The sequence below is a fragment of the Porticoccus sp. W117 genome (assembly GCF_030341905.1).
In the GTDB taxonomy this organism is placed as follows: domain Bacteria; phylum Pseudomonadota; class Gammaproteobacteria; order Pseudomonadales; family Porticoccaceae; genus SCSIO-12696.
The window spans coordinates 59,850-84,130 of the sequence record NZ_JATAAF010000005.1; the positions used below are offsets into that span (position 1 = coordinate 59,850).

At 55.8% G+C, this 24,281-nt stretch carries 25 protein-coding genes; 9 read left to right on the forward strand and 16 right to left on the reverse strand.

From position 1 onward, the window contains the following. The first annotated feature begins 194 nt into the window (after window positions 1-194). Window positions 195-1,313, forward strand: coding sequence for a GGDEF domain-containing protein (locus QSV34_RS05485; RefSeq protein ID WP_289152682.1), 1,119 nt, complete (start codon window positions 195-197; stop codon window positions 1,311-1,313). A gap of 425 nt (window positions 1,314-1,738) precedes the next feature. On the opposite strand, the gene polA is transcribed toward QSV34_RS05485, so the two are convergent. Beyond that, window positions 1,739-4,480, reverse strand: coding sequence for a DNA polymerase I (gene polA, locus QSV34_RS05490; RefSeq protein WP_289152683.1), 2,742 nt, complete (start codon window positions 4,478-4,480; stop codon window positions 1,739-1,741). Between the two features lie 84 nt (window positions 4,481-4,564). Continuing rightward, the gene (locus QSV34_RS05495) at window positions 4,565-5,491 is read right to left on the reverse strand and encodes a metal ABC transporter substrate-binding protein (RefSeq protein WP_289152684.1); all 927 of its coding nucleotides are present in this window, start codon (window positions 5,489-5,491) and stop codon (window positions 4,565-4,567) included. A 130-nt stretch (window positions 5,492-5,621) separates the two neighbouring features. On the opposite strand from QSV34_RS05495, the gene QSV34_RS05500 reads away from it, so the two are divergent. The 4 genes from QSV34_RS05500 to QSV34_RS05515 all read left to right on the forward strand — a co-directional run bounded on the left by QSV34_RS05500 (window position 5,622) and on the right by QSV34_RS05515 (window position 8,433). Further along, entirely contained in the window at window positions 5,622-6,101 is a 480-nt protein-coding gene (locus QSV34_RS05500) for a Fur family transcriptional regulator (protein WP_289152686.1), read from the forward strand. Next, entirely contained in the window at window positions 6,092-6,859 is a 768-nt protein-coding gene (gene znuC / locus QSV34_RS05505; RefSeq protein WP_289152872.1) for a zinc ABC transporter ATP-binding protein ZnuC, read from the forward strand. Before QSV34_RS05500 ends, znuC begins: the two co-directional genes overlap by 10 nt. After that, window positions 6,852-7,643, forward strand: a complete 792-nt coding sequence (gene znuB, locus QSV34_RS05510; protein WP_289152688.1) for a zinc ABC transporter permease subunit ZnuB — start codon at window positions 6,852-6,854, stop codon at window positions 7,641-7,643. Before znuC ends, znuB begins: the two co-directional genes overlap by 8 nt. Window positions 7,644-7,776: 133 nt before the next feature. After that, window positions 7,777-8,433 (forward strand): LuxR C-terminal-related transcriptional regulator, encoded by a 657-nt coding sequence (locus tag QSV34_RS05515; RefSeq protein ID WP_289152690.1) that lies wholly within the window; start codon window positions 7,777-7,779, stop codon window positions 8,431-8,433. A 529-nt stretch (window positions 8,434-8,962) separates the two neighbouring features. Here the strand turns inward: QSV34_RS05515 and QSV34_RS05520 are convergent. From QSV34_RS05520 to QSV34_RS05550, 7 genes are read right to left on the reverse strand one after another with little or no spacing between them, the layout of a single operon-like run. Then, window positions 8,963-9,475 (reverse strand): hypothetical protein, encoded by a 513-nt coding sequence (locus tag QSV34_RS05520; protein ID WP_289152691.1) that lies wholly within the window; start codon window positions 9,473-9,475, stop codon window positions 8,963-8,965. A gap of 16 nt (window positions 9,476-9,491) precedes the next feature. Continuing rightward, on the reverse strand, window positions 9,492-10,172 hold the full coding sequence (locus QSV34_RS05525) for an SCO family protein (protein WP_289152693.1): 681 nt from the start codon (window positions 10,170-10,172) through the stop codon (window positions 9,492-9,494). Beyond that, window positions 10,169-10,606: a thioredoxin family protein gene (locus QSV34_RS05530; RefSeq protein WP_289152695.1), complete on the reverse strand. Its 438-nt coding sequence runs from the start codon at window positions 10,604-10,606 to the stop codon at window positions 10,169-10,171. Before QSV34_RS05530 ends, QSV34_RS05525 begins: the two co-directional genes overlap by 4 nt. Before the next feature lies 1 nt (window position 10,607). Continuing rightward, window positions 10,608-11,525, reverse strand: coding sequence for a heme o synthase (gene cyoE / locus QSV34_RS05535; RefSeq protein WP_289152696.1), 918 nt, complete (start codon window positions 11,523-11,525; stop codon window positions 10,608-10,610). Next, window positions 11,522-12,556: a COX15/CtaA family protein gene (locus QSV34_RS05540; RefSeq protein ID WP_289152698.1), complete on the reverse strand. Its 1,035-nt coding sequence runs from the start codon at window positions 12,554-12,556 to the stop codon at window positions 11,522-11,524. The genes cyoE and QSV34_RS05540 overlap by 4 nt, the downstream gene beginning before the upstream one ends. Further along, entirely contained in the window at window positions 12,553-13,161 is a 609-nt protein-coding gene (locus QSV34_RS05545; protein ID WP_289152700.1) for a redox-active disulfide-containing membrane protein, read from the reverse strand. Before QSV34_RS05545 ends, QSV34_RS05540 begins: the two co-directional genes overlap by 4 nt. Next, entirely contained in the window at window positions 13,154-13,948 is a 795-nt protein-coding gene (locus QSV34_RS05550; RefSeq protein WP_289152702.1) for an SURF1 family protein, read from the reverse strand. The genes QSV34_RS05545 and QSV34_RS05550 overlap by 8 nt, the downstream gene beginning before the upstream one ends. A 124-nt stretch (window positions 13,949-14,072) precedes the next feature. Here QSV34_RS05550 and QSV34_RS05555 point away from each other — a divergent pair, with 124 nt between their 5' ends. Then, a complete protein-coding gene (locus tag QSV34_RS05555) occupies window positions 14,073-14,291 on the forward strand; it encodes a DUF2909 domain-containing protein (RefSeq protein WP_289152703.1) in 219 nt (72 codons plus the stop codon). An 85-nt stretch (window positions 14,292-14,376) separates the two neighbouring features. Here the strand turns inward: QSV34_RS05555 and QSV34_RS05560 are convergent, their stop codons facing one another. Genes QSV34_RS05560 through coxB form a run of 4 tightly spaced genes read right to left on the reverse strand, consistent with a single transcriptional unit; the run spans window position 14,377 to window position 18,665 of the window. Then, the gene (locus QSV34_RS05560) at window positions 14,377-15,294 is read right to left on the reverse strand and encodes a cytochrome c oxidase subunit 3 (RefSeq protein WP_289152704.1); all 918 of its coding nucleotides are present in this window, start codon (window positions 15,292-15,294) and stop codon (window positions 14,377-14,379) included. Between the two features lie 24 nt (window positions 15,295-15,318). Continuing rightward, a complete protein-coding gene (locus QSV34_RS05565) occupies window positions 15,319-15,918 on the reverse strand; it encodes a cytochrome c oxidase assembly protein (RefSeq protein WP_289152705.1) in 600 nt (199 codons plus the stop codon). A gap of 6 nt (window positions 15,919-15,924) precedes the next feature. Continuing rightward, entirely contained in the window at window positions 15,925-17,481 is a 1,557-nt protein-coding gene (ctaD, locus tag QSV34_RS05570) for a cytochrome c oxidase subunit I (protein WP_289152706.1), read from the reverse strand. 11 nt (window positions 17,482-17,492) lie between these two features. Beyond that, a complete protein-coding gene (gene coxB, locus QSV34_RS05575; protein ID WP_289152707.1) occupies window positions 17,493-18,665 on the reverse strand; it encodes a cytochrome c oxidase subunit II in 1,173 nt (390 codons plus the stop codon). A gap of 208 nt (window positions 18,666-18,873) precedes the next feature. On the opposite strand from coxB, the gene QSV34_RS05580 reads away from it, so the two are divergent. Next, window positions 18,874-20,193: an MATE family efflux transporter gene (locus tag QSV34_RS05580; protein WP_289152708.1), complete on the forward strand. Its 1,320-nt coding sequence runs from the start codon at window positions 18,874-18,876 to the stop codon at window positions 20,191-20,193. A 137-nt stretch (window positions 20,194-20,330) separates the two neighbouring features. Then, window positions 20,331-20,990: a hypothetical protein gene (locus tag QSV34_RS05585; protein ID WP_289152709.1), complete on the forward strand. Its 660-nt coding sequence runs from the start codon at window positions 20,331-20,333 to the stop codon at window positions 20,988-20,990. A gap of 320 nt (window positions 20,991-21,310) precedes the next feature. Here the strand turns inward: QSV34_RS05585 and QSV34_RS05590 are convergent, their stop codons facing one another. From QSV34_RS05590 to QSV34_RS05600, 3 genes are read right to left on the reverse strand one after another with little or no spacing between them, the layout of a single operon-like run. Further along, the gene (locus QSV34_RS05590; RefSeq protein ID WP_289152710.1) at window positions 21,311-21,892 is read right to left on the reverse strand and encodes a YceI family protein; all 582 of its coding nucleotides are present in this window, start codon (window positions 21,890-21,892) and stop codon (window positions 21,311-21,313) included. Window positions 21,893-21,909: 17 nt separating this feature from the next. After that, complete coding sequence (locus QSV34_RS05595; RefSeq protein ID WP_289152712.1) at window positions 21,910-22,122, reverse strand: hypothetical protein; 213 nt, start codon at window positions 22,120-22,122, stop codon at window positions 21,910-21,912. 52 nt (window positions 22,123-22,174) lie between these two features. Next, window positions 22,175-22,711, reverse strand: a complete 537-nt coding sequence (locus QSV34_RS05600) for a gamma carbonic anhydrase family protein (RefSeq protein ID WP_289152714.1) — start codon at window positions 22,709-22,711, stop codon at window positions 22,175-22,177. 114 nt (window positions 22,712-22,825) lie between these two features. On the opposite strand from QSV34_RS05600, the gene QSV34_RS05605 reads away from it, so the two are divergent. Beyond that, window positions 22,826-24,256 (forward strand): SLC13 family permease, encoded by a 1,431-nt coding sequence (locus QSV34_RS05605; protein WP_289152716.1) that lies wholly within the window; start codon window positions 22,826-22,828, stop codon window positions 24,254-24,256. The last annotated feature ends 25 nt before the right edge of the window (window positions 24,257-24,281 follow it).

Sequence of the window (24,281 nt, forward strand, 5' to 3'; positions counted from 1 at the left end):
CTGCAAGGCGTGATCCGCCAGTGGTAATACAGGGGTCGTGGAGGGATACGTAAGGCCCGCCTGCTGGTTGACGAGCGGGGTATTTGGGCGCACTCTGTGGCTTCAGCGCAGGGAGGCGGGGCTGGCGCTATCAAGCTGTTGTCAGCGGCTCATCAAAAGTAATAAAAGCAAAGTAATAAAAACAAAGGCGTGCTATGTCACCCACCTTTTCTGCCAATAACCGTGTGGCGGTTCTCAGTGAGCAGGTTAATCTGCTCTATCGCAGCTCGGTTGGTTCCGTGATCTCATCTCTGGGCCTGATGGTATTTACTGCCGTGGCCTTGTGGGGTGTTGCACCCAGCCAGGGGGTGCTGCGCTGGGGGCTGGCTCATGGGGTGTTGGCTGCGGTGCGCTTGTTGTGGGTACGCTATTACTTGAAAGGCCCGGAAAGACTCAGACAGAAGACCTGGACACTGAGTTTTTTATTGTTGGTGTTCCTCAATGGAGTTTTGTGGGGGGCGCTGCTGTCTATGTACAGTGTCAGCTGGCCCCTGCCCCACCAGTTTATAACCTGGATAATTTACCCCGGTGTTATTGCCGGTTCGGTGATTACCCTCTCTGCTTACTTCCCCGCTTTTATTGCCTTTGTGGCGCCACTGGTTGTTAGTTGTGCCTGGGCGTTGCTCAGTATTGATGGCAATGAGTATGGAATGCTGCTGATGATTATGGCGATTTTCTTCGCCTGTGTGTTGTTGGCGGCGCAAAAATACAATGCCACTCTGGTTGATGCTATTGAGACCAAAAGGCACCTGCAGGCGGCCAATCGCAAACTGGCGCAGATGGCCACTCAGGATGCCCTTACCGGGGTGCCCAATCGCCGAGCCTTCGAATACCAGCTGCAGCGGGAGTGGGGTCGCAGCCAACGTCGCCAGGGATCGCTGGCACTGTTGATGGTGGATGTGGATCACTTCAAGGAATTTAATGACCGCTTTGGCCATACGGCAGGTGATCTCTGCCTGAAAGAGGTAGCTGCCGCCATCACAAAGCAACTGCAACGTCCCACCGATCTTGCCAGCCGCTTTGGCGGTGAAGAATTCGCCTTGCTGCTGCCAGATACGGATCGCGAAGGGGCTATGGTGGTGGCGGAAAACATCCTTCAAGCCGTGCGGCAGGTGCGCATTCCAGGCGTAGAGGGTCAAGACAGTGCCATTACCGTCAGTGTTGGGGTGGGGTGCTGCATTCCTCAGCGAGGTGAAGGCTCTGAGCAATTGCTGGAAGCGGCAGATCAGGCCTTGTATCGCGCCAAAGACGCCGGGCGCGATCGCGCTGACTGATAAAGGTGGACAAAAAAACGGCGCTGTATCTCTACAGCGCCGTATGCTCTGGCTGGATCAGGTCAAGAGGGGGGAGAATCCCTGTCCAACCGCCTGCTGCATACAAGGTAAATCTCAAGAACCAGTTTAGTCTGCCCTGTTTGCGAAAAAGTTCCCCCACAACCGCTTTTGATGTGAAATGGCTCTCAACACGGGAAAACAGGACAAAAAAAACCCTGGTCGAAGGAGCTTGACCAGGGCTTGCGTTGCTGTGCTTGGGGGAAACAAGCGTTGCGTATGCCAATTACATATCTAGAGGGGGGTGTAGCGTAAATGCGAGGTACGTTACGCAGTGTTAGAGGAGCCCCGGATGGAAAAGTTCACCTTCTCCACTATTTCTACATTATTGGCAATACGACGTTTTTAACTAGTTGATTTTTAATGTTTTAGTGGGCTTCTTCCCAGTTGTTGCCCTGGCCGACATCTACCACCAGCGGCACTGACAGCTCGGCCGCGGCGGCCATTTTTTGCTGCAGCCCTTCTTTGGCCGCATCCAGTTCACGGCGTGGTACTTCGAGCACCAGCTCATCGTGCACCTGCATAATCACTTTTGATGCCAGCTCCTCGTCATTAAGCCACTGATCCACAGCGGTCATGGCCCGTTTGATAATGTCCGCTGCGGTGCCCTGCATAGGGGCGTTGATAGCGGTGCGCTCTGCGGCCTGACGTCGCATACCGTTGCTGGAATTGATCTCCGGCACATGCAGGCGGCGCCCAAACAGGGTTTCCACATAGCCCTTTTCCGCGGCACTGGCGCGAGTTTCGTCCATATAGCGCTGCACCCCTGGGTAGCGGGCAAAGTACAGGTCGATGTACTCCTGAGCCTGGTTGCGGCCGATGTGCAGCTGGCGGCCCAACCCAAAGGCGGACATGCCGTAAATCAACCCGAAGTTAATCGCCTTGGCGCTGCGCCGCTGTTCGCTGGTGACCTGCTCGAGATCGACGCCAAATACCTCGGCGGCGGTGGCCCGGTGTACATCCAGGCCGTCGCCAAAGGCTTTCAGCAGGCCGTCGTCTCTGGACAGGTGGGCCATAATGCGCAGTTCGATCTGGGAGTAGTCAGCGGCGACAATCACGCTGCCTTCAGGGGCCACAAATGCCTGGCGAATGCGCCTGCCCTCCTCCGTGCGCACTGGGATGTTCTGTAAATTCGGGTCGCTGGATGATAGCCGCCCGGTGGCGGTTACCGCCTGATGATAAGAGGTGTGGATGCGGCCGCTCGCCGGGTTCACCAGTGTTGGCAGCTTGTCGGTGTAGGTGGATTTCAGTTTGCTGAGACTGCGGTGCTCCAACAGCAGCTTCGGCAATGGGTAGTCCAGAGCCAGTTCCTGCAGTACCTCCTCTTTGGTGGAGGGGGCGCCCTTGGCGGTTTTTTTCAGTACCGGGATACCGAGTTTTTCAAACAGGATAACGCCCAGTTGTTTCGGTGACGCCAGGTTAAACTCCTCCCCGGCCAGTTCGTAAGCCTGCTCCTGCAATTTGGCGATGCGCCGACCCAACTCCTGACTCTGCTCGGTGAGCAAACGGGCGTCCAGCAGGGCGCCATTGCGTTCGATGCGGGACAGCACCGGCACTAGTGGCAGCTCAATCTCCTCAAACACGGATTTCAGGGAGTTATCCTGTTCGAGTGCAGGCCACAGCTGTTGATGCAGACGCAGGGTGATATCGGCGTCTTCGGCGGCGTAGGGGCCAGCTTCTTCCAGAGGAATCTGGTTAAAGGTGAGCTGCCCTGCCCCCTTGCCGGCGATCTCCTCAAATTTGATGCATTTGTGATCCAGATAGCGCTCCGCCAGGCTGTCCATATCGTGGCGGCCAGCGGTGGAATCCGCCACGTAGGATTCCAGCATGGTGTCGTAGGTGATGCCGCGCATGTCGATCCCATGGCGCGCCAACACGCTCATGTCGTACTTGAGGTTCTGGCCCAGCTTGCCGAGCGTTGGGTCTTCCAGCAGCGGTTTTAATTTGGCGAGCACCAGATCGCGAGATAGTTGGTCGGGGGCGCCCAGGTAGTCGTGGCCAAAGGGTACGTAGGCGGCCTCGCCAGCGTTTACCGCAAAGGACACGCCCACCAATTCTGCCTGCATATAATCCAGGCTGGTGGTTTCGGTATCGAAGGCAAACAGGCCGGCTTGTTGAAGTTTATTGAGCCAGCTGTCCAGGTCCACTTCGATGTATACGGTTGTGTAGTTTGCCTGTATTTTTGAAGGTTTTGTTGATAGTGAGTGCTTACTATCACCCTCCTCTATCTCAGCGATCCAAGTCTTGAATTCCAGTTCGGTAAACAATGCCAGCAGCTGGTCGCGATCCTCCGGTTCCATGGTCAGGTCTTGTGGCCCTTGCTCCAACTCCACATCCAGTTTGATGGTGGCCAGGTCGTAGGACAAAAACGCCAGCTCGCGATTGTCTTCCAGCTTTTTATGCATGGTTTTGGCGCCGCGAAATTCCAGTTCGCAGACTTTATCCAGATTGGCGTAGATGCTGTCCAGGCCACCCAGCCCCTGCAGCAGTGCCAGCGCGGTTTTTTCACCGACGCCGGGGACACCGGGAATGTTGTCTACCTTGTCCCCCATCAACGCCAGGTAATCGATAATTAACTCTGGCGGCAGGCCGAACTTGCCTTTCACGCCGGCAATATCCATCACCTCAACGGGGTCTTTCATGGTGTTGATCAGAGTGACGTGCTGGTTGACCAGTTGTGCCATGTCCTTGTCGCCGGTGGAAACAATCACATCAATGCCCTGCTCGGTGGCCTGGTAGGCCAGGGTGCCGATAACGTCATCGGCTTCCACCCCTTCAATCACCAGCAACGGCATGCCCATGGCTTTGATGATTTTGTGGATCGGCTCCACCTGCGGGCGCAGATCATCGGGCATGGGGGGGCGCTGGGCTTTGTACTCCGGGTACATGTCGTCGCGAAAGGTTTTGCCCTTGGCGTCGAACACCACAGTAATGCAGCTTTCCGGGTAATCTTTCAGCAGGCGGCGCAACATGGCGGTGACACCGCGTACCGCACCCACCGGCGCACCCGCTGAGGTTCGCAAGTCGGCCTTGTACATGGCGTGGAAAGCGCGGTAGAGATAAGAGGAACCGTCGACGAGGACGAGAGGCGCGGCAGAGGAGTCAGACATAAGTGGTTGGCCCGGCGGTAAATAGCAAGGCCGCCAGCTTATCAGGGAGTCGGCAAAGGCCCAACCTCCCTGTGCAGCAAGCCTTTATATCGCCAGGCAGCCCTGAAAAGCATCGACAAAGCCATTGAGGAAGGCCAGATAATTCAGTTCCCCGGAATTAGTTGCCACCTGGTGCCCTAATGGATCAAGGGCAACCTGCTTAACGCCGGTGCGGGCGCTAAAGGTGTCGGCGGCTTTGGCGTCAAACTGCGGATCAGTGAGCAGGCATGCAATGTCGCTGCCCTGCCCTTTTGCCGCCAGTAAAGTCGCCATGGTTTTGGCACCGGCTTTGGCGCCGGAAATACTGCGCAGGGAGCCCAACTGGTCGAGCCCGTAGCGATTGATAAAGTGGCCGTAGGCGTCGTGTTGCACCACAAAGCGGCCTTCGGGCAGTTGCGCAAGGCGCTGTTTGGCCTGCTTATCAAATGCCTTTATCTGTTGCGCAAAGCGCTCCGCTGCCTGTTGATAATGGGCATGGTTGGCTGGATCCAACTGCCCCAGCTGTTTGGCCAGTTCGCTGGCGATAATCACGGCGTTGTTGGGGTTTAGCCAGATATGGGGGTCGCCACCCTCCCCGTGTTCGCAACCGCAGTCGGAGTGGTGGCCATGTGCATGGTTGTGGTGATGGTCTGCGCTGGCTGGCCAGGTAACGCCTTGCAATTGATCGGCGGCGATGCTGATTTGCTCGTCAGTCGCTATTTTGCCCACAAAGCCATCCATGGTGTCACCGATCCACAACAACAAATCCGCCTGTTGGATTTTGCGGCGGTCGGAGATTTTCATGGCGTAGCCATGGGGCGAGCTGCCGGCGGGGATCAGTTGGGAGATAACCGCCCGGTCACCGGCAATATCCTCGGCAATCATGGTCAGTGGTTTTATGGTGGTTACGACGTGCAGCGTCGTTGGCTTGTCGTTTGCTAGAGCAGCACAACTGGCAATGGTAAACAGAACGGCAATCAGCAGGCGTGCCATAAAAGCCTCTTTACATAGATAATGAAAGTTACATAATAACATTGTGAAATTTAGAGCTTGTTTGCTGCTCTGGCAACAAATAATAGGGCCCTGTTTGGGGAAGCGGCGCGCATTCTACAGGTAATGTTATATGATAACAAATTCAAAACTCGCCTATCACGAACATGACCATCAACGCTGTATTGATGCCGCCATGGCCCGCGCTGTGGCGCTTTGTGAGGAGAAAAAGGCCCGCCTGACCCAGGCTCGTAAAGATGTGTTGACCTTGATCTGGCAAAACCACCAACCGTTAGGTGCCTACCGGATTATGGATTTGCTCAGTGAGAAAAATGGCAAGCGGGTGCTGCCGCCCACCGTTTACCGCGCTCTGGAATTTCTGCTGGAGCTGGGGTTGATCCATCGCATCGCCTCGCTCAATGCCTACATCGGCTGCCCGTTCCCCGGCAGTCACCACAATGAATTGTTTCTTATCTGTCGCCAGTGTGGCTCGGCGGCGGAGTGCAGTGCCGAGCCCGTCAGCAATGCCATTGTTAATGCTGCCACTCACGCTAACTTCCAGTTGGAGTCCCAGTCCGTAGAGTTGATGGGGTTGTGCCCACAATGTCAGTAGCGGGCACAACCGAACTGGTGTCGCTGAAGGGTGTCAGTGTCAGCTTTGGTAAAAAAAATGTTCTTGAAAATGTCGATTTATGCGTCGAAAAGCGACGAATTGTCACGCTAATAGGCCCGAATGGCTCGGGTAAAACCACGTTGGTGAAGGTTCTTTTGGGCCTTCAGGAAGTGAGTTCGGGCCGGGTGCAGCGTGCCACTGACATGCGAATTGGCTATATGCCCCAGAAGCTCCATATCGACTCCACCATGCCACTTACGGTGGGGCGGTTTTTGGGGCTCTCTGGCGCCAATGCCCAGCAGTGCCGCGAGGCGCTTCAGCGAGTAGCGGTGGCGCATCTGGTGGAGAGCCCGGTATACGGTCTTTCTGGTGGTGAAATGCAGCGGGTACTCCTGGCCAGGGCGCTGTCTAACAAGCCCGATCTGCTGGTTTTGGATGAGCCGGTTCAGGGTGTGGATTTGGCAGGTCAGGAATTGCTCTATCAACTGATCGGCCAGCTGCGTGATGAGCTGGGTTGCGGCGTGTTAATGGTGTCTCACGACCTCCACTTGGTGATGGCGGCCACCGATGAGGTTGTCTGCCTCAATAAGCATGTGTGCTGTCATGGCTCTCCGCAAAGCGTCACTGCAAATCCTGCCTATTTGCAGCTTTTTGGCGACAAAACCGCATTTTATAACCACGTTCATGACCATAGCCATGATTTGCATGGTGAAGTTTGTGCCCACGAGCAGCCGCAAAAGGGGAGTGGTGATGCCTGAATTCCTGCTTTTGGCGCTGTTGGCGGGAGTGTCGGTAGCGGTTGCCAGCGGTCCTCTGGGTGCCTTCATCGTATGGCGCAGAATGGCCTATTTTGGCGACACTCTCGCCCATTCAGCACTGTTTGGTACTGCTATTGGCGTGGCGTTGCAGATTGTGCCCACCATAGCAGTAATGGTGGTGTGTCTGGTGCTGGCGCTGCTGCTGGTGGCGCTGATGCGTCAGCGACAGCTGGCGGTGGATACGCTGCTGGGCATTATGGCTCACAGCAGCCTGGCTCTGGGTATGGTGGCAGTGGCTCTGTTCCCACAGGTACAAATAGATCTGGAAACCCTGCTGTTTGGTGATTTGTTGGCGGTTACTCAGGGTGATTTGCTGATGATTGCTGCGGTTGCTTTAGTGGTGATCGTTGCCCTGTGGAAGTTGTGGCGGCCGCTATTGGCGATCACCATTCACGAGGATCTGGCGCGGGTGGAGGGAGTGCCCGCCACCGCGGTGCGCACCGCGCTCATGCTGCTGATCGCGCTGACCATTTCCATTGCCATGAAAGTGGTGGGGGCACTGCTGGTAACCGCTCTCCTGTTGATTCCGGCGGCCACCGCCCGTCGTATGACGCGAACGCCGGAACAGATGGCTGTTGGCGCGATAATCTGTGGGGTACTGGCTGTTATCGCCGGCTTGGCGATGTCCTGGTATCTGGATACTCCGGCGGGCCCCTCTATTGTTATCAGTGCCACCGCGTTGTTTCTTTTGGGGCTGATTCGCCCTATGTCATCTCATACTTAAAGGCTAATACCTTTACAGGAGTCGCTCCCAGTGGTCAGAAGTCGCTTGCAACTAAAAGCTGGCGTGCTTATGCTGACAATCCCTGAGGAATAGGCATAAACCGGCTTAATTTCAGCGGTTTTCAGGAATTAATATGGAAAAAACTCATGATGGCCTGCTCCAGGCCACTAATGAAGAAGACGTAGCCGACCTGGTACTGGTTTCTGATGTGGCCAGTTTGCAAAACAGTCTGTTGCTGGAAAAGTTTGAAGAACAGCTCAGCATTCACTGCAAACTGGTGGAGTCTGGCCAGCTGGAGTGTGGCACCTGTATCCTTTTAGACTGTGCGGTGCTCACCGCGGAGCAGGCGGGTCAGGCGATAAAAGACTCTCAGGAATGGCTGCCATCACCCACCATTGCACTGCTCAACGCCACGGCGTTTAGCTCTCATGAAGGGCTGATGCAGTGGCCCAGGGTCAACGGTATCTTCTACAACAGCACAGGACATGCCAAATTGCTGGAGGGGGTGGCCACCATCCTCAAGGGCGAATACTGGCTGCCTCGCCGTCTGCTGCACAGCTTTGTGGAAAACAGCCGCCGCATTCCCAATACCCAAACCTGTTCTGCCAACCTGACTCGTCGGGAGTGGCAAATCCTGCAACACATTGTTGATGGCAAAACCAACGCCGCTATTGCCGGCGAACTGTTCGTCAGCGAACACACCATCAAGAGTCATTTGTACAATATCTTCAAGAAAGTCGGCGTTAAAAACCGCGTGGAAGCGAGTAACTGGGCGCGGGAGAATCTTTAGACAGTTTCGAGCTACGCGTTTCGCGTTGCGAGCAGACCGAGCGAGATTATTGCACCACACCCTGTAGGTCGGCACTCTTTTTTATAGAGAGGGGCCGACAGAGCTAGGAAGGGCAATTAAATTTTGGTCAATGCCGAGTACATCTTATACAACCAATATACCGATAAAGTAATTAGAAACATTGACGGAGCCGCTGAGTACAAGGGGATGTAATCTATGCCGTTGGTTCCGTGTAGTGCATAGCCCAGCCACACCATCGCCGGTGGAACAATAAAGAATAGCAACAAGTATCTAAGCGATTTAAGAAAGCACATCAGTATCGGGTCACTGCGCTTTGTGATGACGAGGTGCATTAACCAATACAATACTATTGAGCCAACTATTGCGAGTACGGAATATATAGATTCAATCCATAAGGCGATATTAAAAAGGTCGAGTTCGTCCATTTTATACTTGTGGAATCTTTGGTTTTAAGAGTGTGTTCTGACGGCCTGAAGGCCGACCTACAGTGTTTCCGCAACCCGCAAAGTTATTTCTTGCGTTTATAAGTCCCATCAAACACAGCTTTCCAGGATTCACCCCCATCCTCTGACACATGCCATTGCTGGCGTACCTGATTGTCGCCGGGTATCCAGGTAATGCGGTGGGTGATGGCGGCACCCTCGGCGTTGACGCCGGGGCCACTGAGTACCATGCGGCCTTCAGCATCCAGGCCGCCGTTCAGGCGCAGCAGCAGGCCACTGTTATCTACCCAGCTCTGGTGCCACTGGCCGCTGTTTTTGTCGTAGATATTAAAGCTGCTGCCACGGCTGGTTTTGGCACCGGTCCAGCTTTCCTGTAGGGCACAGCCGCTGTGAATGCGTTCGATACGGTTTTCCCCCACTGTGTCGCCGCTGTCGCTGTCAAACACTTGCCAGTGCCCCAGCCAGAAATCGAACTGGCGGTATTCCGGGCTATCGCAAGGTGCATTGATGTCGTTGTCGGCGCAAGCTACGCCAGCAGTGACAGCCAGTAACGTGGTGAGCAGGGCCGCTTTTGTCATCATTACCCCTTGAAACTTATCCCTTAAAAGACTCCCGAATCGAGCGCCAGGTAAGGCGCATTTCGGTGGGGTCTTGTGGATGTCGGAAAAAGCCATGATAGTGGCCGTAGGGATTGACCAGCACCAGATGGGCACTGTGATCCATAGTGTAAGTAGCTTCCCGGTGTTCGGTGGCCTCAAGAGGTACTTTGTTGTAGGCCACATTAAGCTCTGCCGCCAGCTTGCGAATAAAGTGCGGGTTGCCGGTCACGCCAGTGAAGGATTCGTTAAAGTAGGGCACGTATTGGCTTAATACTTCCGATGTATCCCGCTCTGGGTCAACGCTGATCATCACCACTTGTAAGTCTGCCAGCTCCTCTTCGCTGAGGGGTTCCACCATGCTGTTGAGTTGTGCCAGGGCGGTGGGGCAGATGTCCGGGCAGAAGGTAAAGCCAAACAGCAGGATGCTCCATTTGCCTTTCAGGCGGTCACTGTCAAAGGGCTCGCCGTTGTGGTCAGTGAGCGACACGTCACCGAAAATACGCGGCTTTTCAAAGACGATAGCGCCATTATTGCGCAACTCTTTCTCGGAAAGAACTCGCGGTGTAGAGATTTTGTTGTAAAACAGGCCGACACAGGCAAAGGCGAACAGCAGTACACCGATAATCGTCAGCAGAACATTGTCGCGCTGTTTCTTTTGTACGTCGTTATCGCTCACTGCTTGTCACCGGTTTTGATTTTACCCAGCGCTGCCGTCAGTTGAGCGGCAGAGCGGTAGCCGTGGTGGCGGTAGAGTTCGTTGCCGTCGTTATCAACAACGATCATCGCCGGAATGCCGTTACCGCCGTAGGCACGGGCATTGCCGCCGAACTTGTTGGCCAGCTCGGTGTTGTTGTCAACATCGATATAGACGGGTACAAAGCGCTCCATCTGCTTTTTCACCGCAAGGTTGGGGTAGGTGTCCCGCTTCATAGCCTGGCAGGGGCCACACCACTGGGCAGAAAAGTTGATAAACAGCAGTTTGCCGCTGGCTTTGGCTTCTTCGGCTGCCGCTTGGTAGTCCGTATGCCAGGCGATGCCTTCGTCGGCGATAGCGACGCCGCTGGCAAAGGTAAACAGCGCTGAGGCCAGGGCTATTCTTACAGCTTTCATTTTATATTCCTCCAATGGCTACTCGGGCCGGTACCAGGTAGTGATCCAATAACATAATGACGAACAGCACCATTAAGTAAACGATGGAGTACTTAAAGGTTGCCATACCCGAATCCGCTCGTTTGCCGTACAGCATCACCAGGGCCCAATAAAGGAAGCCGGCGTCCAGAATCAAAGTGCCGGTCAGGTAGAGCCAGCCAAACATGCCGGTGATATAGGGCAGCAGGGTTACCGCCAGCAGGATCAAGGTATAGAGCAGAATGTGCAGCTTGGTGTAGGCCTCACCGTGGGTTACTGGCAGCATTGGGATGCCCGCCTTGGCGTAATCCGCCTTGCGGTGTACCGCCAGCGCCCAGAAGTGGGGCGGTGTCCAGGCAAAGATAATCAGTACCAGCAACAGGCCGTGGCCGCCGATGTCGTTGGTGACTGCCGTCCAGCCCAGCAGGGGAGGGGCGGCGCCCGCGAGGCCACCAATCACAATGTTCTGCGGCGTGGCCCGTTTCAGGAACATGGTGTAGATAATGGCGTAGCCCATCAGTGACGCCAGGGTAAGCCAGGCGGTGAGCTGGTTGGTGTACAGCATCAGAATCGCCATACCCAGAGCGGCGGTAAGGGTGGCGAACAGAATCGCCTGGCTAGGGCCAACGCGACCCACTGCTACCGGGCGGTTAAAGGTGCGGATCATCTTGGTGTCTACATGGCGATCTACCACATGGTTAACCGCCGCCGCTGCACCGGCGCACAGGGCAATACCCAGGTTGCCCATCAACAACACTTCCAGACTGGGCAGGCCACTGGGCACCGCCAGCAACATGCCGATTACCGAGGTCAGGATCATCAGCGCCACTACTCGTGGCTTGGTCAGCTCCAGATAATCGCGCCAACCGGGGCGTTGTGTGGCAAGGGATGTGTCACTCATGTGTTGTCCTCAGTCCGGCCCGGTGCATGTAGTTGAAAGGCCAGGGTAACCAGAGTCAGTAGCAGCAGGGCGCCACCGGCGTTGTGGGCCACTGCCACTGGCAGGGGCACAATATATAGCACATTGCTGATGCCCAGTGTCACTTGAAGTGCCAATGCGCCCAGAATGGCCAGTGCAAATGGTTTGGCAGCGGTAACTTTGGCCCTCAACAGGGCGCCACAGAATACCAGCAGGTAGGCGGTAACTAATAAGGCGCCGATACGGTGGCTGTAGTGGATAGTCACGCGGGCGTCATTGTCCATCACGCCCCCCAGATAGTTGGGGCCGATATCCTGGGTCAGATCAAATGCCTGTGCGAAATCCATGGGTGGTAGCCAGTGGCCCTGGCAGGTGGGGAAGTCGGTGCAGGCGATAGCGGCGTAATTGGAGCTGGTCCAGCCGCCCAAGGCAATTTGCCCCACCACCACCAGTATGGCGCCAACCAGCCAGGGGCGCAGTGAGTGCAAACGGTCAGATTCATTTGTGTTTAAAGTCCAACGCTGGTTGCGCAGCCGTAACACCAGCAGCCAGAGCATGGAGAGGACCGCGAAGCCACCCAGTAAGTGAGCGGTCACTACCTGTGGCCATAGCTTGAGTGTTACCGTCCAGGCACCAAAGGCACCCTGGCAGATCACTAGCAGCAACAGGCCGATGCAGTGTTTTAGCGGGTAGTCAGGTAGGGTTTTACGGGCCCGAAAAGCCACCATCACCAGGCCAATAATAACCATGCCCAGCAGGGTGGCGCAGTAGCGGTGCACCATCTCCGGCCAGGTTTTGCTGTTGTCTACCGGTGAGTCTGGAAAAGCGGCTTCAGCACGGGCGATTTCTTCCGGGGTGTCCGGCCAGATCAACTGGCCGTAGCAACCGGGCCAGTCCGGGCAGCCCAACCCGGCATCCACCAGGCGGGTAAAGGCACCCAGTACCACAACGACCACAGCCAGCAGTGTGGCCGCCAAGGCAAGGCGATAACCGGGTAGTGGTTTGTTGCTCACAACAGTACCTTCAGGTCTTTAATCACTTTTTTGTATTCGTGTTGCGGGGTGTAAAACAGCACCATTTCGCCGTCTGGAGCAATCAGGTAATAACAGCCCTGGCAGTCGTCCGGGGCGTTGCTTTGGGCGATTTTGTCAAAGAAAACGCCGCTGCTGTCGAGCAGGGCGGGAATATTGCCATGTTCGCTTTCCAGTAGCTGTTGAAGGTCGGGGCTGGCCGGTTGCGAGCTGATGTAAAACCGTTCCAGGCGGTTGATGCGTTTGGGAATCAGTTTGTGAATTTGCCGGGTCAGGTACAGGGCCTGTTGGCAGGCATCGTCGCAGGTGCCATGCGTTGCCACCATCAGTTTCCATTTGTTGTTGGCGCCCACTTGCCAGGGCTGGCCATCGTTGGCGCTGAAGGTGTCTCCGGCTATAGACACTCGTGGTTCTACCAGTGTGCCGTGATTGGTGGTGCCCAGCCAGCTCAGCAGGTCGTCTTTCTGCTGTGAGTTGGCAGGGAAAAACAGGTAAGCGGCGGCCATGGCCAGCAAGGGCAAGCCGATAACCAATGAGCCCTGAATGATGGCTTTGCGATTGGATTTGTTGGTGGTTGTCTCAGTCATCAGAGGGTCGCTTTTTCGGGAAACAGAACAGGGCGGTCAATATCAGCAGTGCCAATGCCATGGCAAACCATTGCACCGCGTAGGCGGTGTGTTTTTCCGGCTGTACATTAATGGCGGCCCAGCCGGTGCGCAAGGCGCCGGGCTGGTTATCCTGCATACGCAGGGTAAAGGGCGCCACCTTATGGCCCAGCTCTTTGCCCATTTGAGCCACATTGATGCTCTGGATCACTTTCGGCCAGCCGGGTTGGGAGTCGTATACAGAGGGGGCTTTTTCCAGCGGCGTGTGGGCGGTGGCCGTCAGTGCCACCGGGCCGGTGATAGCGGGTATTTCTGGCAGTTGGTCCCGGTAGGCGGGGGCAGCCACCCAGCCGCGGTTTACCAGTAGCCAGTGACCGCTGTCGGTGTACAGGGGAGTAACCACTTCGTAACCGGGTCGGGCGTCGCGTACCCGGTTGTCCAGCAGGAAGTTGTGGCGGTTGTCAAAGCTGCCAGTGGCGCGAACATTGCGGTAGCGCACGTCCGCCTCGCCGATAAGTTGTTGTGCCGCTACCGGGGGCAGGGCGGTGCGGGCCTGCAGTTGTGTCAGTATGTTGCGCTTTTCTTCGGCTCGCCCAAGTTGCCAGTTGCCCAAATACAGCAGTACCGGCAGCAGCAGGGCGGCCAGTATGAGGATTTTGGCGTTGGGGGCGAAGTGGCGTTTCATGGAGTTGGGTGGCGCACAGGACAGGGTGATCTTTGCCAGACACGCCGTGCATACATCCTTGTAGGCTCGATGGCCGCTATCCATGCGGCCAACGGTCTGGCAAAGGTCACCCTGCCCAGGGCTTCGCGTAGAGTATCTTTCTTTTGATTCGACAATATCGGTTTGAAAATGAGACTATCCGGCACGGTTTTAATACAGGTTCTAAGGTATGTGGTTAAAAGTCGTTATTGTCTTGTTGCTGATTGGTGTGGTTGCCAGCCTTACCAGCGGTTTGGTGTTTCTGTTTAAAGACCTGGGAGGGCGTAAACGCACGCTCTATGCCCTGGGTATTCGCATTGGTCTGGCGGGCTTATTAATGGTCGCGATCGTCTATGGCATTCACACCGGGGAGTTGAGTTTGCAGGCGCCCTGGCATGGGCAGTATTAAGTCTTAATGTCATCCTGAGCGTAGCGAAGGATCTCAGGCTTTATCGCAAACAGAGATCCTTCGCTGCGCTCAGGATGACAGTGGCTTATAGAATATAAACAAAAATAAACAGACACACCCAAACCACATCCACAAAGTGCCAGTACCAGGAGGCCGCTTCAAAACCGAAATGGTCGTCTTTCTTGAAGTGGTTGCCAAATACCGAACGCAGCAGCTGTATCAACAGCATAATGGTGCCCATGGTGACGTGGGCGCCGTGGAAGCCGGTGAGCATAAAGAAGGTGGTGCCGTAGATGCCGGATTCCAGGGTTAACCCCAGGTCTTGGTAGGCTTCGATGTACTCTTCCACCTGGAAGAACAGGAAGGCAATACCCAGCACAATGGTGGCGCCCAACCAGGCGTTGAATAGTCCCCGCTTGCCCGCTTTGATGGCGTTGTGAGCAATGTGCACGGTAAAGCTGGATGCCAGTAGCAAAATGGTGTTGAGCAGCGGCAGGTGCCAGGGGTCGATAATGGCGTCGGGACCTTTGAATTTGGCGCCGTCGCCATTGACTGCCTGATCCGGCGTCTGCATCAGTGGCCATTCGGCGCTAAAGCCTTCCCACAATGGGTCTTCCGCCAGCCAATCCAGAGAGTAGATACGCACATAGGCCAGCACAAAGAAGAAGATAAAGAAGAACATCACTTCCGAGAAGATAAACCAGCCCATGCCCCACACGTAGGAGCGCTTCAGTTGGTCGCTGGGCAGGCCCGCCATGTTTTCCTTAATGACGGTATTCCACCAGCTGGCCAGTACGGCGGCAAAGAACAGACAGCCCGCCAGAAATATTTGAGGCCCGGTAAATCCCCATACGCTGGAGCCAACCAGCCAGTGAGAGGCTCCGAACAGGGTGACGCCGAGGCCGATGGCGGTCAGGATGGGCAGGCGGCTGGAATCGGGCACGTAGTAGGTTTCGTGCTCGCTATTGGCCTGGTTATTCTCTTGTACGATCTCGCTAGACATTATTTTTCTCCGCGATTTTCTCAATCACCCCTTGCCCCATTGGAAGCTACCGCCAGATGCTTTGGCATCCATTTCGGTAACATCAAACAGAGTATAGGAGAGGGTGATGGTGTGAATCTGTTTGGGGAGCTCCGGGTCGATGGTAAATACCATCGGCAGCTTGGCGGACTCCCCCGCTTTGAGCGGTTGGCGCTCGAAGCAGAAACATTCCATTTTGTGGAAGTAATCCACCGCCTTGAAGGGCACTACGCTGGGTACCGCCTGTGCCACCATGTCGTTCCCAGTGGTGTTGTTGGCAACGAACTCGATGGTGGTTTGCTCCCCAGGGTGAACCCGAACCTGTTCAAGGGCTGGGCCGAATTGCCAGGGCATGCTCTCGTTGTTGGTGGCCAGAAACTGCACTTTGACTGTGCGGCTGGTATCTACCGCGGCTGGTACCGCTTCGTAGGATGATTCTTCAATCTTTGCGTTGAGTCCGGTGAGGTCGCACAGGGCGTCATACAACGGCGGCAACACAAAAAAGCAGAAGATCAGCATGCCAACCGCCACGCCAACGGAGCCCAATACAATCCGCCGGTTGGCGTTGCTGCGGGCGTTGTTAGTCGTGGCGGTGGATTCAGACATAGTCGCTTACTTCACCGTGGGAGGCGTAGAGAAGGTGTGGTAAGGCGCCGGTGAGGGCACTGTCCACTCCAGGCCTTCGGCCCCTTCCCAGGTTTTTTCCTTGGTCGTTTTCTTGCCGCCCTTGACGGTCAGGATCACGATCACCAGGAACAGGATCTGGGATACGCCGTACAGGAAGGCACCACAACTGGAAACCATGTTGTAGTCGGCAAACTGCAGGGCATAGTCCGAGTAGCGTCGCGGCATACCCGCCAGGCCCACAAAGTGTTGCGGGAAGAAGGTCAGGTTAAAGCCGACAAACGAGGTCCAGAAGTGCACCTGAGCCAGCGGTTCGCTGTACATGCGCCCGGTCCACTTGGGCAGCCAGTAGTACACCGCTGCCGACATACTGAACACCGCGCCGGCCACCATCACGTAGTGGAAGTGGGCCACCACAAAGTAGCTGTCGTGGTACTGGAAGTCCGCCGGGGCGATGGACAGCATCACGCCGGTAAAGCCGCCGATGGTGAACAACACCAAAAACGCCAGGGAGAACAGCATCGGCGTTTCAAAGCTGATGGAGCCCTTGAACATGGTGGCGATCCAGTTAAACACCTTCACCCCGGTGGGCACCGCAATCAGCATGGTGGCGTACATAAAGAACAGCTCACCCGCCAGCGGCATACCCACGGTAAACATGTGGTGAGCCCAGACGATAAACGACAGTAGTGCGATGGACGCGGTGGCGTACACCATGGAGGAGTAACCAAACAGCGGCTTGCGCGAAAAGGTGGGGATAATCTGCGAAATCACGCCGAATGCCGGCAAAATAATGATGTACACCTCTGGGTGACCGAAGAACCAGAACACGTGCTGGAACAGTACCGGATCACCGCCGCCGGCCGCATCAAAGAAGCTGGTGCCGCCATGAATGTCCATCAGCATCATGGTCACTGCGCCCGCCAGTACCGGCATAACCGCCACTAACAAGAAGGCGGTGATCAGCCAGGTCCATACGAACAGGGGCATTTTCATGTAGCTCATGCCCGGTGCGCGCATATTGAGGATGGTGGCGATGATGTTAATGGAACCCATGATCGACGACGCCCCCATGGTGTGCACCGCGAAAATAAAGATAGTCGCAGTCAGGGGGTTGGCGTAGGTGGTGGACAGAGGCGCGTAGAACGTCCAGCCCGCCTGTGGCGCACCGCCCTCGGTAAACAGGGTGGCGGCCAGCATCAAAAACGCCGGTGGCAACAGCCAGAACGACAGGTTGTTCATCCGCGGCAGGGCCATATCCGGCGCGCCGATCATCATCGGGATCATCCAGTTGGCCAGGCCCACAAAGGCGGGCATGATGGCGCCGAACACCATCACCAGGCCGTGCATGGTGGTCATCTGGTTAAAAAATTCCGGATCCACCAATTGCATACCCGGCTGGAACAGCTCGGCACGGATTATCATGGCGAACGCGCCGCCGAGGATAAACATGGCAAAACTGAACCAGAGGTAGAGGGAACCGATATCTTTGTGGTTGGTGGTATACAGCCAGCGGCGAATACCTTTAGCAGGACCATGTGCCATGATCTTTTCTCCTATTCGCCTTTCTTGAAGTTGTATACATCGATGGGCTGGACAATATCGTCTTCGTCCGGCTCGTCATCACCAGAGCCGTTGCCCCATGCATTGCGTTCGTAAGTAATCACTGCAGCTAACTCCACGTCGGGTAGGCTTGTACCCCATGCAGGCATCCCCTTGCTGGTATTGCCATTTACTACAATATCCAAGTGGCCAGCCAGGCCTTCGGCAGTAGTGGCCATAGCGCTGCCTTTCAGCGCGGGGAAGGCACCTTGAACGCCCTCACCGTTTTCCATATGGCAGGTGGAGCAGTGCTTGGTATACACCTCCTTGCCCTTGGTCATCAGCTCATCCAGGGTAAACACCTTGCTGGTGAGGGCGCGAATCTCGGCGGCTTCTTTCTTCTTCTGAGCCAGCCAGTCGTTGTATTCCGCCTCCGGCACCGCCTCCACCACAATGGGCATAAAAGCGTGGTCTTTGCCGCACAGTTCGGCGCAGAAACCGCGATAAGTGCCCGGCTGCTCAATCAGAGCCCAGCTCTCGTGGGTAAAGCCGGGGATGGCATCGCGCTTAACCGCCAGGTCGGGTACCCACCAGGAGTGGATAACGTCAGAGGCGGTGACCAGAAAGCGAATCTTTTTGCCCACCGGTACCACCAGGGGTTCGTCCACTTCCTGTAAATAGTTTTCGCCTTTAGCCGCTAGATTGGCGATTTGATCTTTGGGTGTGGACAGGTTGCTGATAAAACTTACGCCTTCACCAATGTAGTCGTAGCTCCATTTCCACTGAGAACCGGTGACCTTGATATCCAGCTCCGCCTCGTCGCTGTCGTAAACTTCAATCAGCGCGGTGGTGGCTGGCCATGCCATGCCGATAAGAATAATGAACGGGATAACGGTCCAGGCAATTTCCACTTTGGTGCTTTCGTGGAAGTTGGCGGCGACAGCGCCCTTGGATTTGCGGTATGCGATCAGGCTGAAAATCAGTGCGCCAAAGGTGAGTACCCCGATGACGACGCAGATCCAGAACATCAGCATATGGATGTCGTAAACCGTCTGGCTCACTGGGGTCACGCCAATCGGCATATTTTCAGCCGATCGGCCTGCGCTGTCAGCGGCAAGGGCGGGAACCCCCCAAAGACACGCAGAGCCCAGCAACAGCACTGATAGCTGTTTAGCTCGTGCGAACATTACCCGTTCTCCTGTTAATAAGAACTGTTATTTTGTGTTCTTTTTATGTACTTCTTTTTATAGGTTGCTCAGTTGCGCTGCTTTGGCGCTTTATGAGCAGTGGTCGAGTATCAAAAAAAGGGGGTATGGAAGTCAACCAGTTTTTGCGCTAATCCCTGTCATTGCGAGGGGTGGGCTATAATCCGCGCCCCTTACCTGTAGCTGACCCATGATCCGCTCTCCCATTCACCGCAAGGTTCTTTCCATTGCCTGGCCGATGATTATCGCCGGTGCCAGTGGGCCGTTATTGGGGATTGTCGATACCGCCATTCTCGGCCACTTGGACAGCGCCCGCTATCTCAGCGCCGTTGCCGTGGGTGCCAGCGCCCTGACTCTGGTTCTGTGGCTGCTTTCATTTTTACGTATGGGCACAACCGGGTTGGTGGCGCGGGCGTTCGGGCAGGCCAATCGCCAGCAGGGTCGCCAGCTGTGCCGGGAATTGTTGTGGCAATCGCTGTTACTGGCACTGGCCTTGGGGGTGCTGTTGATTGCTTTTCAAGAGCCGTTGTTGCAGTTGATCTTGTGGCTGCTGGGGCCGGGGGAGGGCATCTATGAAGTGGCTCTGGAATATTGCCAGATTCGCATCTGGGCAGCACCAGCAACCCTGTGCAGCTACGCCGCGGTGGGCTGGCTACTGGGGTTGCAGCGGGCGCGCCAGACATTGCTGATTATGGTGGCCACCAATGCCGCCAATATTGTGCTCGACTTTTTGCTGATTATTGGCCTGGAGATGAACAGCGCCGGGGCTGCCTGGGCTTCCCTGCTGGCGGAGTATCTGGGCTTGGCAGTGGCGCTGTGGATGGTGCGCCGTGAACTGAAATCCTTGGGCGGTTATGTAGCCCCGCGCCAGTTGCTGAAGCTGGCAAGTTATGGGCAATTGCTGGCGGTGAATCGCGATCTGTTCCTGCGCACCGCCAGTATTGTGTTTGTGTTTACCTTTTTTACCGCCCAGGGCGCGCGTCTCGGCGACGATACTGTCGCCGCCAACGCAGTACTACTTCAACTGGTGCTGCTGGTGTCTTACGGCCTGGACGGTTTTGCTCATGCGGCGGAATCCCTGTCTGGCCATGCCATTGGTGGCGGCAAAATCAAACGCTTTTACGCCATCAGCCGGGCCTGCGGTATCTGGGGTGTGGCTATCGCCACCGGCGCTAGCCTGGCCTATTGGCTGTTCCGCGATGTCATCGTAGCGACCTTTACCGACTTGCCTCAGATTGCTGAACTGGCAACCCGCTACTACGGCTGGGTGGTGGCTGTGCCACTGCTGGCCACGCTCTGCTACACGCTGGACGGTATTTTGCTGGGTGCCGGCCGTACCCGGCAGATGCGCGATACCATGTTTATTGCCTTGCTGGCTTTTCTGGCGTGTTGGTGGCTGACACTGCCCTGGGGCAATACTGGCCTGTGGTTGGCGTTTTGTGTGTTTATGGCTTGCCGCAGTGTGTTGATGAGTTGGGCGTTTGGGTGGTTGTCGAAAAGGGGTTGGTAATGCGCCTCGCACTGGCGGCACCTGCACAAAACTCTCGCCTTCGCCAGTAAATAATTACGACCTCGCCAACAGTGCCCGGTCACGTTAAGCGGGCAATTGCCTTGGTTTTCCCGCCAATAGTTGTCTAGCTTAACTGTATGAATGTTGATCGATTGCGGCAGGCCATCGCGGCTGCCAGAGAACATGAAGCGGAAACCGACCAGCTATCGCAGTTCTTGCAGGGGCGCATCGGCGAGCTGCACCGCTCTATTCAGTTGCCGGTGGACAACTCGGTGCCGGCGTTATTGAACTTCGTTATTCGCTATATCGAACATGTGCCAGAGTTTGTTGAAGCGGTCAGTGACATTTCCAAGCAGGCCGGCATTGAGCCGTCTATAGAGCCAGTAATTCAGGTCGCCTGTGAGTTTTTTCTGTCGCCACCCGGAGTGATGGAACAATGGCTGGAGGAGCAGAACAGTCTGGTGGCACTGATGGATGAAGCCTACCTTGCCCATCGCCTGATTGAAGAGGTGAATGATCGCTATATGACCCACCTCGGTGCGCCACTGGTGCCTATGGATATGACTCGTTCCAACCTGATTGTGCACCACCTGATCGGCGAGGATTTCGCCAATCAGCTGGACAGGGCGGTAGAAGTGGCGGTTAACCAGTTGCAGCAGCGACAGGCTGACAGCAGCAAGCTGACCAGCTTTGTGGACCGTTGCCGCCAGCGGGACATCGACCGAGAGTTGATTCGCTGGCCCTGCCTGACGGACAGTTTGTCAATCAACCTGATGTTGGATGGCAGGGTGCATTAAAGAGAGTCGCCGTCATTCCCGCGCAGGCGCACTACTGTCCGGAATAAACACCCAGGCCGTCATTGCGAGCGCAGCGAAGCAATCCAGTGTCTTTTAACACGCTGATTTATAAGCAAAGCCACTGGATCGCCGCGCTGCGCTCGCGATGACGAAATTTTTAAGTCTCTCTGCCATCCATTTGGCAATAGAGCTTACGCAACAAGGCTTTCCAGTAAGGCCTTTAATTTATTCCGGACAGTAGTGCGCGCAGGCGGGAATCCGTGTAAACCGAGTGCTGCTTGTAGATGGATCCCCGCTTTCGCGGGGATGACGTAGTTTGGTTATTTTTTCTCAAACACCAATTGAAAACTCACCGGCACCGCATTGCTGATGCTGGGCAGGCCTGCCGCTTGGCGCAGCTTTTCCACCCCAGCCACTAAATTAAAGGAAGCGGCGTTCACCAGCACGGGGCGCTGGTTAGCCACCAGCAGACGATTGTCGGCAAGGCGGGTAATGGTCACTTGTCCCAAATCCAGATTTTGACTGGCGCCATGCAAACTCAGGGTGCCAGTGATGTTTTGGTTTAAACGCTCACCTACCTCAAGGCCTTCCACCGCTTTCAAGTCAATTGCCGCAGTAAAGGCGGCGTTGGGAAATTTGGCGGTTTCAAACAGCATATCGCCCATGCGCTGGTCGCGAATATCGATATTGGTGTGAATGCTGGCCAGGTCGATGATCACCGAAGCGCCTTGCTCGCCAGCGGCACCAGACAGCTTTTTGAAGTGATGCACTTCGGCGATATGGGTGGCTTTGGTGGTCACCAGGCTGAGGTCGGAGAGCTCGTTATTCAGCTGCCAGTCGGCATTGCTGAAACAGCTGGCGATCAGCAGCAGGGCAGCGATAGTGGATTGCAGAATGTTCATCAAAGATATCCTCGTTTCTATTTGCGACAGCGGCGGTGCAGTTTCGATTGCAGCTCGCGGCGGCGTTTGCGCAATTTGTTGCCGCGCTCGGTTTTGTAACCGGCGCGCAGCTCGGTGTTCACTTTATCCAGTTGTTGTTGCCATTTGCGGCACTGCTCTTTCGATGCCGGTTTGTTCGCCGCCTGGGCAGAACAGCACATGATGCAAAACAGCAAAATGAATTGTTTCATTTTTCCTCCCTGAAAAGAAATTGTGTGAGTCTATGTCACTCTTTGCCAGCGACTATACCTGAGTCAGATACTCATCCTTCAGCTTCACATAATTGCCCGCGGTATAGGTAAAGAAGGCGCGCTCTGCGTCCGTCAGTGGCCGCAACTGTTTTACAGGATTGCCCACATAAACGTAGCCGCCTTCCAGTTGTTTACCCGGCGGCACCATACAGCCGGCACCGACGATGGTTTCGTCTGGCACCAAAGCGCCGTCCATGACAATCGCGCCAACGCCGATCAGCACCCGGCTACCCACGGTGCAGCCGTGCAGCACAGCCTGGTGGCCAACGGTAACATCGTCGCCCAATGTGAGTGGCCAGCCATCCGGGTTGTAGTCGCTGGCGTGGGTAATGTGCAGTACCGCACCGTCCTGAATGCTGCAGCGCTGGCCGACGCGAATGCGGTGCATATCGCCGCGAATCACCGCTGCTGGCCACACCGAGCAGTCGTCGCCCAGTACCACGTCGCCAATTACTGTGCTGGCCGGGTCGATATACACACGGTCACCTAGCTGCGGACGGTGGTTCAGATAGGGGCGGGTGGCGGTCATGGCTGTTCCTCATGGGCGGTAGTAAACGGATTGAAGTGCTACTCTGTGACTTCAGGTATCGACGTTATTGTTACGTTATTGTAGTGAAAAACAAAATAAGAAGAAGGTGTAAAGATGGCGCGAACAATTGGTTTGATGCTCGGTTTGGGTTTTCTGTTACTGACTCTGCTGACATCGCCACCGGAGGGTATGAGCGAAGCTGCCTGGGTAACGGCGGGGGTCGGTTTGTTAATGGCCAGTTGGTGGGCCACCGAGGCCATCCCGGTGCCCATGACATCGCTGCTACCCATTGTCCTGTTCCCCATGCTGGGGCTGATCAATTTGAAAGGCGCCACCGCCCCCTACGCCCACCCGGTGATCTACCTGCTGATGGGCGGCTTTATTATCGCCACCGCGTTGCAGCGCTGGAATCTGCACCGCCGCTTGGCACTCACGATACTGCGCCAGGTGGGCAACCACCCCTACGCCATTATCGGTGGCTTTATGGGCATCAGCGCATTTCTGTCCATGTGGATCAGCAACACTGCCACCACCATCATGATGATCCCCATTGCCTTGTCCATGGCATCGGTGTTGATCGGCGGTGACAAGAAAGAAGACAACTTCACCATTTGCCTGATTCTGGGTATTGCCTACTCCGCCAGTATCGGTGGCTTGGGCACTTTGGTGGGTACGCCCCCCAATGCCATGGTTGCCGCTTATATGTCGGAAACCTACAACGTGGAAATTGGCTTCCTGCAGTGGATGCTATTGGGGGTGCCGGTGGTATTGGTGCTGGTGCCCCTGGCCTGGTGGTTGCTGACGCGGCTGGCGTTTAAATTTGAAGTTCAACACAACAGTAATGTGGGCGATGTGGTGCGCGACGAACTTGACGGGATGGGCAATATCACCGTGCCGGAAAAGCGCACGGCGATTGTCTTTCTCTGTGTTGCCCTGGCCTGGGTGATTCGCCCGCTGCTGCAAAAACTGCCTGGCCTGGGTGGCTTGAGTGACGTGATTATCGCCGTTGGCGGTGCCATCGCCATGTTTATGGTGCCCTCCGGTTGTGCCAATGAAAAAGGCACTCGGCTACTGGATTGGAATACCGCTGCCCAGATTCCCTGGGGCATATTGCTGCTGTTTGGCGGTGGCCTCAGCTTGGCCAATATGGTGAGTGACAGCGGTCTGGCTCAGTGGTTGGGTGATGCCTTGGCTGCGCTTACCACCTTCCATATGCTGATTTTGATTTTCGCTCTGGTGACGCTGGTGATCTTTCTCACTGAACTCACCAGCAACACCGCCACCACCGCCACGCTACTGCCGGTGATGGGCAGTATTGCCGCCGTGGCCGGGCTCGACCCCATGCTGCTGACCGCTCCCATGGCACTGGCGGCCAGCTGCGCCTTTATGCTGCCGGTAGCCACTGCGCCCAATGCCATTGTGTTTGCCACAGACCGGGTCAGCATCCCGCAAATGGCCCGAGCGGGGGTTTGGGTCAATGTGGCCGGCATTGTGGTGATCAGTGTGCTGGCTTACTTGCTGGTGCCCAGACTGTTGGTGGGTTGAAAATTATTCGAGAAGGGGTACGACG

Coding starts and splice junctions, on each gene's coding strand:
- QSV34_RS05485 (WP_289152682.1), top strand. CDS start 195: ATGTCACCCACCTTTTCTGCCAATAACCGTGTGGCGGTTCTCAGTGAG.
- polA (WP_289152683.1), bottom strand. CDS start 4,480: ATGTCTGACTCCTCTGCCGCGCCTCTCGTCCTCGTCGACGGTTCCTCT.
- QSV34_RS05495 (WP_289152684.1), bottom strand. CDS start 5,491: ATGGCACGCCTGCTGATTGCCGTTCTGTTTACCATTGCCAGTTGTGCT.
- QSV34_RS05500 (WP_289152686.1), top strand. CDS start 5,622: ATGATAACAAATTCAAAACTCGCCTATCACGAACATGACCATCAACGC.
- znuC (WP_289152872.1), top strand. CDS start 6,092: ATGTCAGTAGCGGGCACAACCGAACTGGTGTCGCTGAAGGGTGTCAGT.
- znuB (WP_289152688.1), top strand. CDS start 6,852: ATGCCTGAATTCCTGCTTTTGGCGCTGTTGGCGGGAGTGTCGGTAGCG.
- QSV34_RS05515 (WP_289152690.1), top strand. CDS start 7,777: ATGGAAAAAACTCATGATGGCCTGCTCCAGGCCACTAATGAAGAAGAC.
- QSV34_RS05520 (WP_289152691.1), bottom strand. CDS start 9,475: ATGACAAAAGCGGCCCTGCTCACCACGTTACTGGCTGTCACTGCTGGC.
- QSV34_RS05530 (WP_289152695.1), bottom strand. CDS start 10,606: ATGAAAGCTGTAAGAATAGCCCTGGCCTCAGCGCTGTTTACCTTTGCC.
- cyoE (WP_289152696.1), bottom strand. CDS start 11,525: ATGAGTGACACATCCCTTGCCACACAACGCCCCGGTTGGCGCGATTAT.
- QSV34_RS05545 (WP_289152700.1), bottom strand. CDS start 13,161: ATGACTGAGACAACCACCAACAAATCCAATCGCAAAGCCATCATTCAG.
- QSV34_RS05550 (WP_289152702.1), bottom strand. CDS start 13,948: ATGGATAGCGGCCATCGAGCCTACAAGGATGTATGCACGGCGTGTCTG.
- QSV34_RS05555 (WP_289152703.1), top strand. CDS start 14,073: ATGTGGTTAAAAGTCGTTATTGTCTTGTTGCTGATTGGTGTGGTTGCC.
- QSV34_RS05560 (WP_289152704.1), bottom strand. CDS start 15,294: ATGTCTAGCGAGATCGTACAAGAGAATAACCAGGCCAATAGCGAGCAC.
- QSV34_RS05565 (WP_289152705.1), bottom strand. CDS start 15,918: ATGTCTGAATCCACCGCCACGACTAACAACGCCCGCAGCAACGCCAAC.
- ctaD (WP_289152706.1), bottom strand. CDS start 17,481: ATGGCACATGGTCCTGCTAAAGGTATTCGCCGCTGGCTGTATACCACC.
- coxB (WP_289152707.1), bottom strand. CDS start 18,665: ATGTTCGCACGAGCTAAACAGCTATCAGTGCTGTTGCTGGGCTCTGCG.
- QSV34_RS05580 (WP_289152708.1), top strand. CDS start 18,874: ATGATCCGCTCTCCCATTCACCGCAAGGTTCTTTCCATTGCCTGGCCG.
- QSV34_RS05585 (WP_289152709.1), top strand. CDS start 20,331: ATGAATGTTGATCGATTGCGGCAGGCCATCGCGGCTGCCAGAGAACAT.
- QSV34_RS05590 (WP_289152710.1), bottom strand. CDS start 21,892: ATGAACATTCTGCAATCCACTATCGCTGCCCTGCTGCTGATCGCCAGC.
- QSV34_RS05595 (WP_289152712.1), bottom strand. CDS start 22,122: ATGAAACAATTCATTTTGCTGTTTTGCATCATGTGCTGTTCTGCCCAG.
- QSV34_RS05600 (WP_289152714.1), bottom strand. CDS start 22,711: ATGACCGCCACCCGCCCCTATCTGAACCACCGTCCGCAGCTAGGTGAC.
- QSV34_RS05605 (WP_289152716.1), top strand. CDS start 22,826: ATGGCGCGAACAATTGGTTTGATGCTCGGTTTGGGTTTTCTGTTACTG.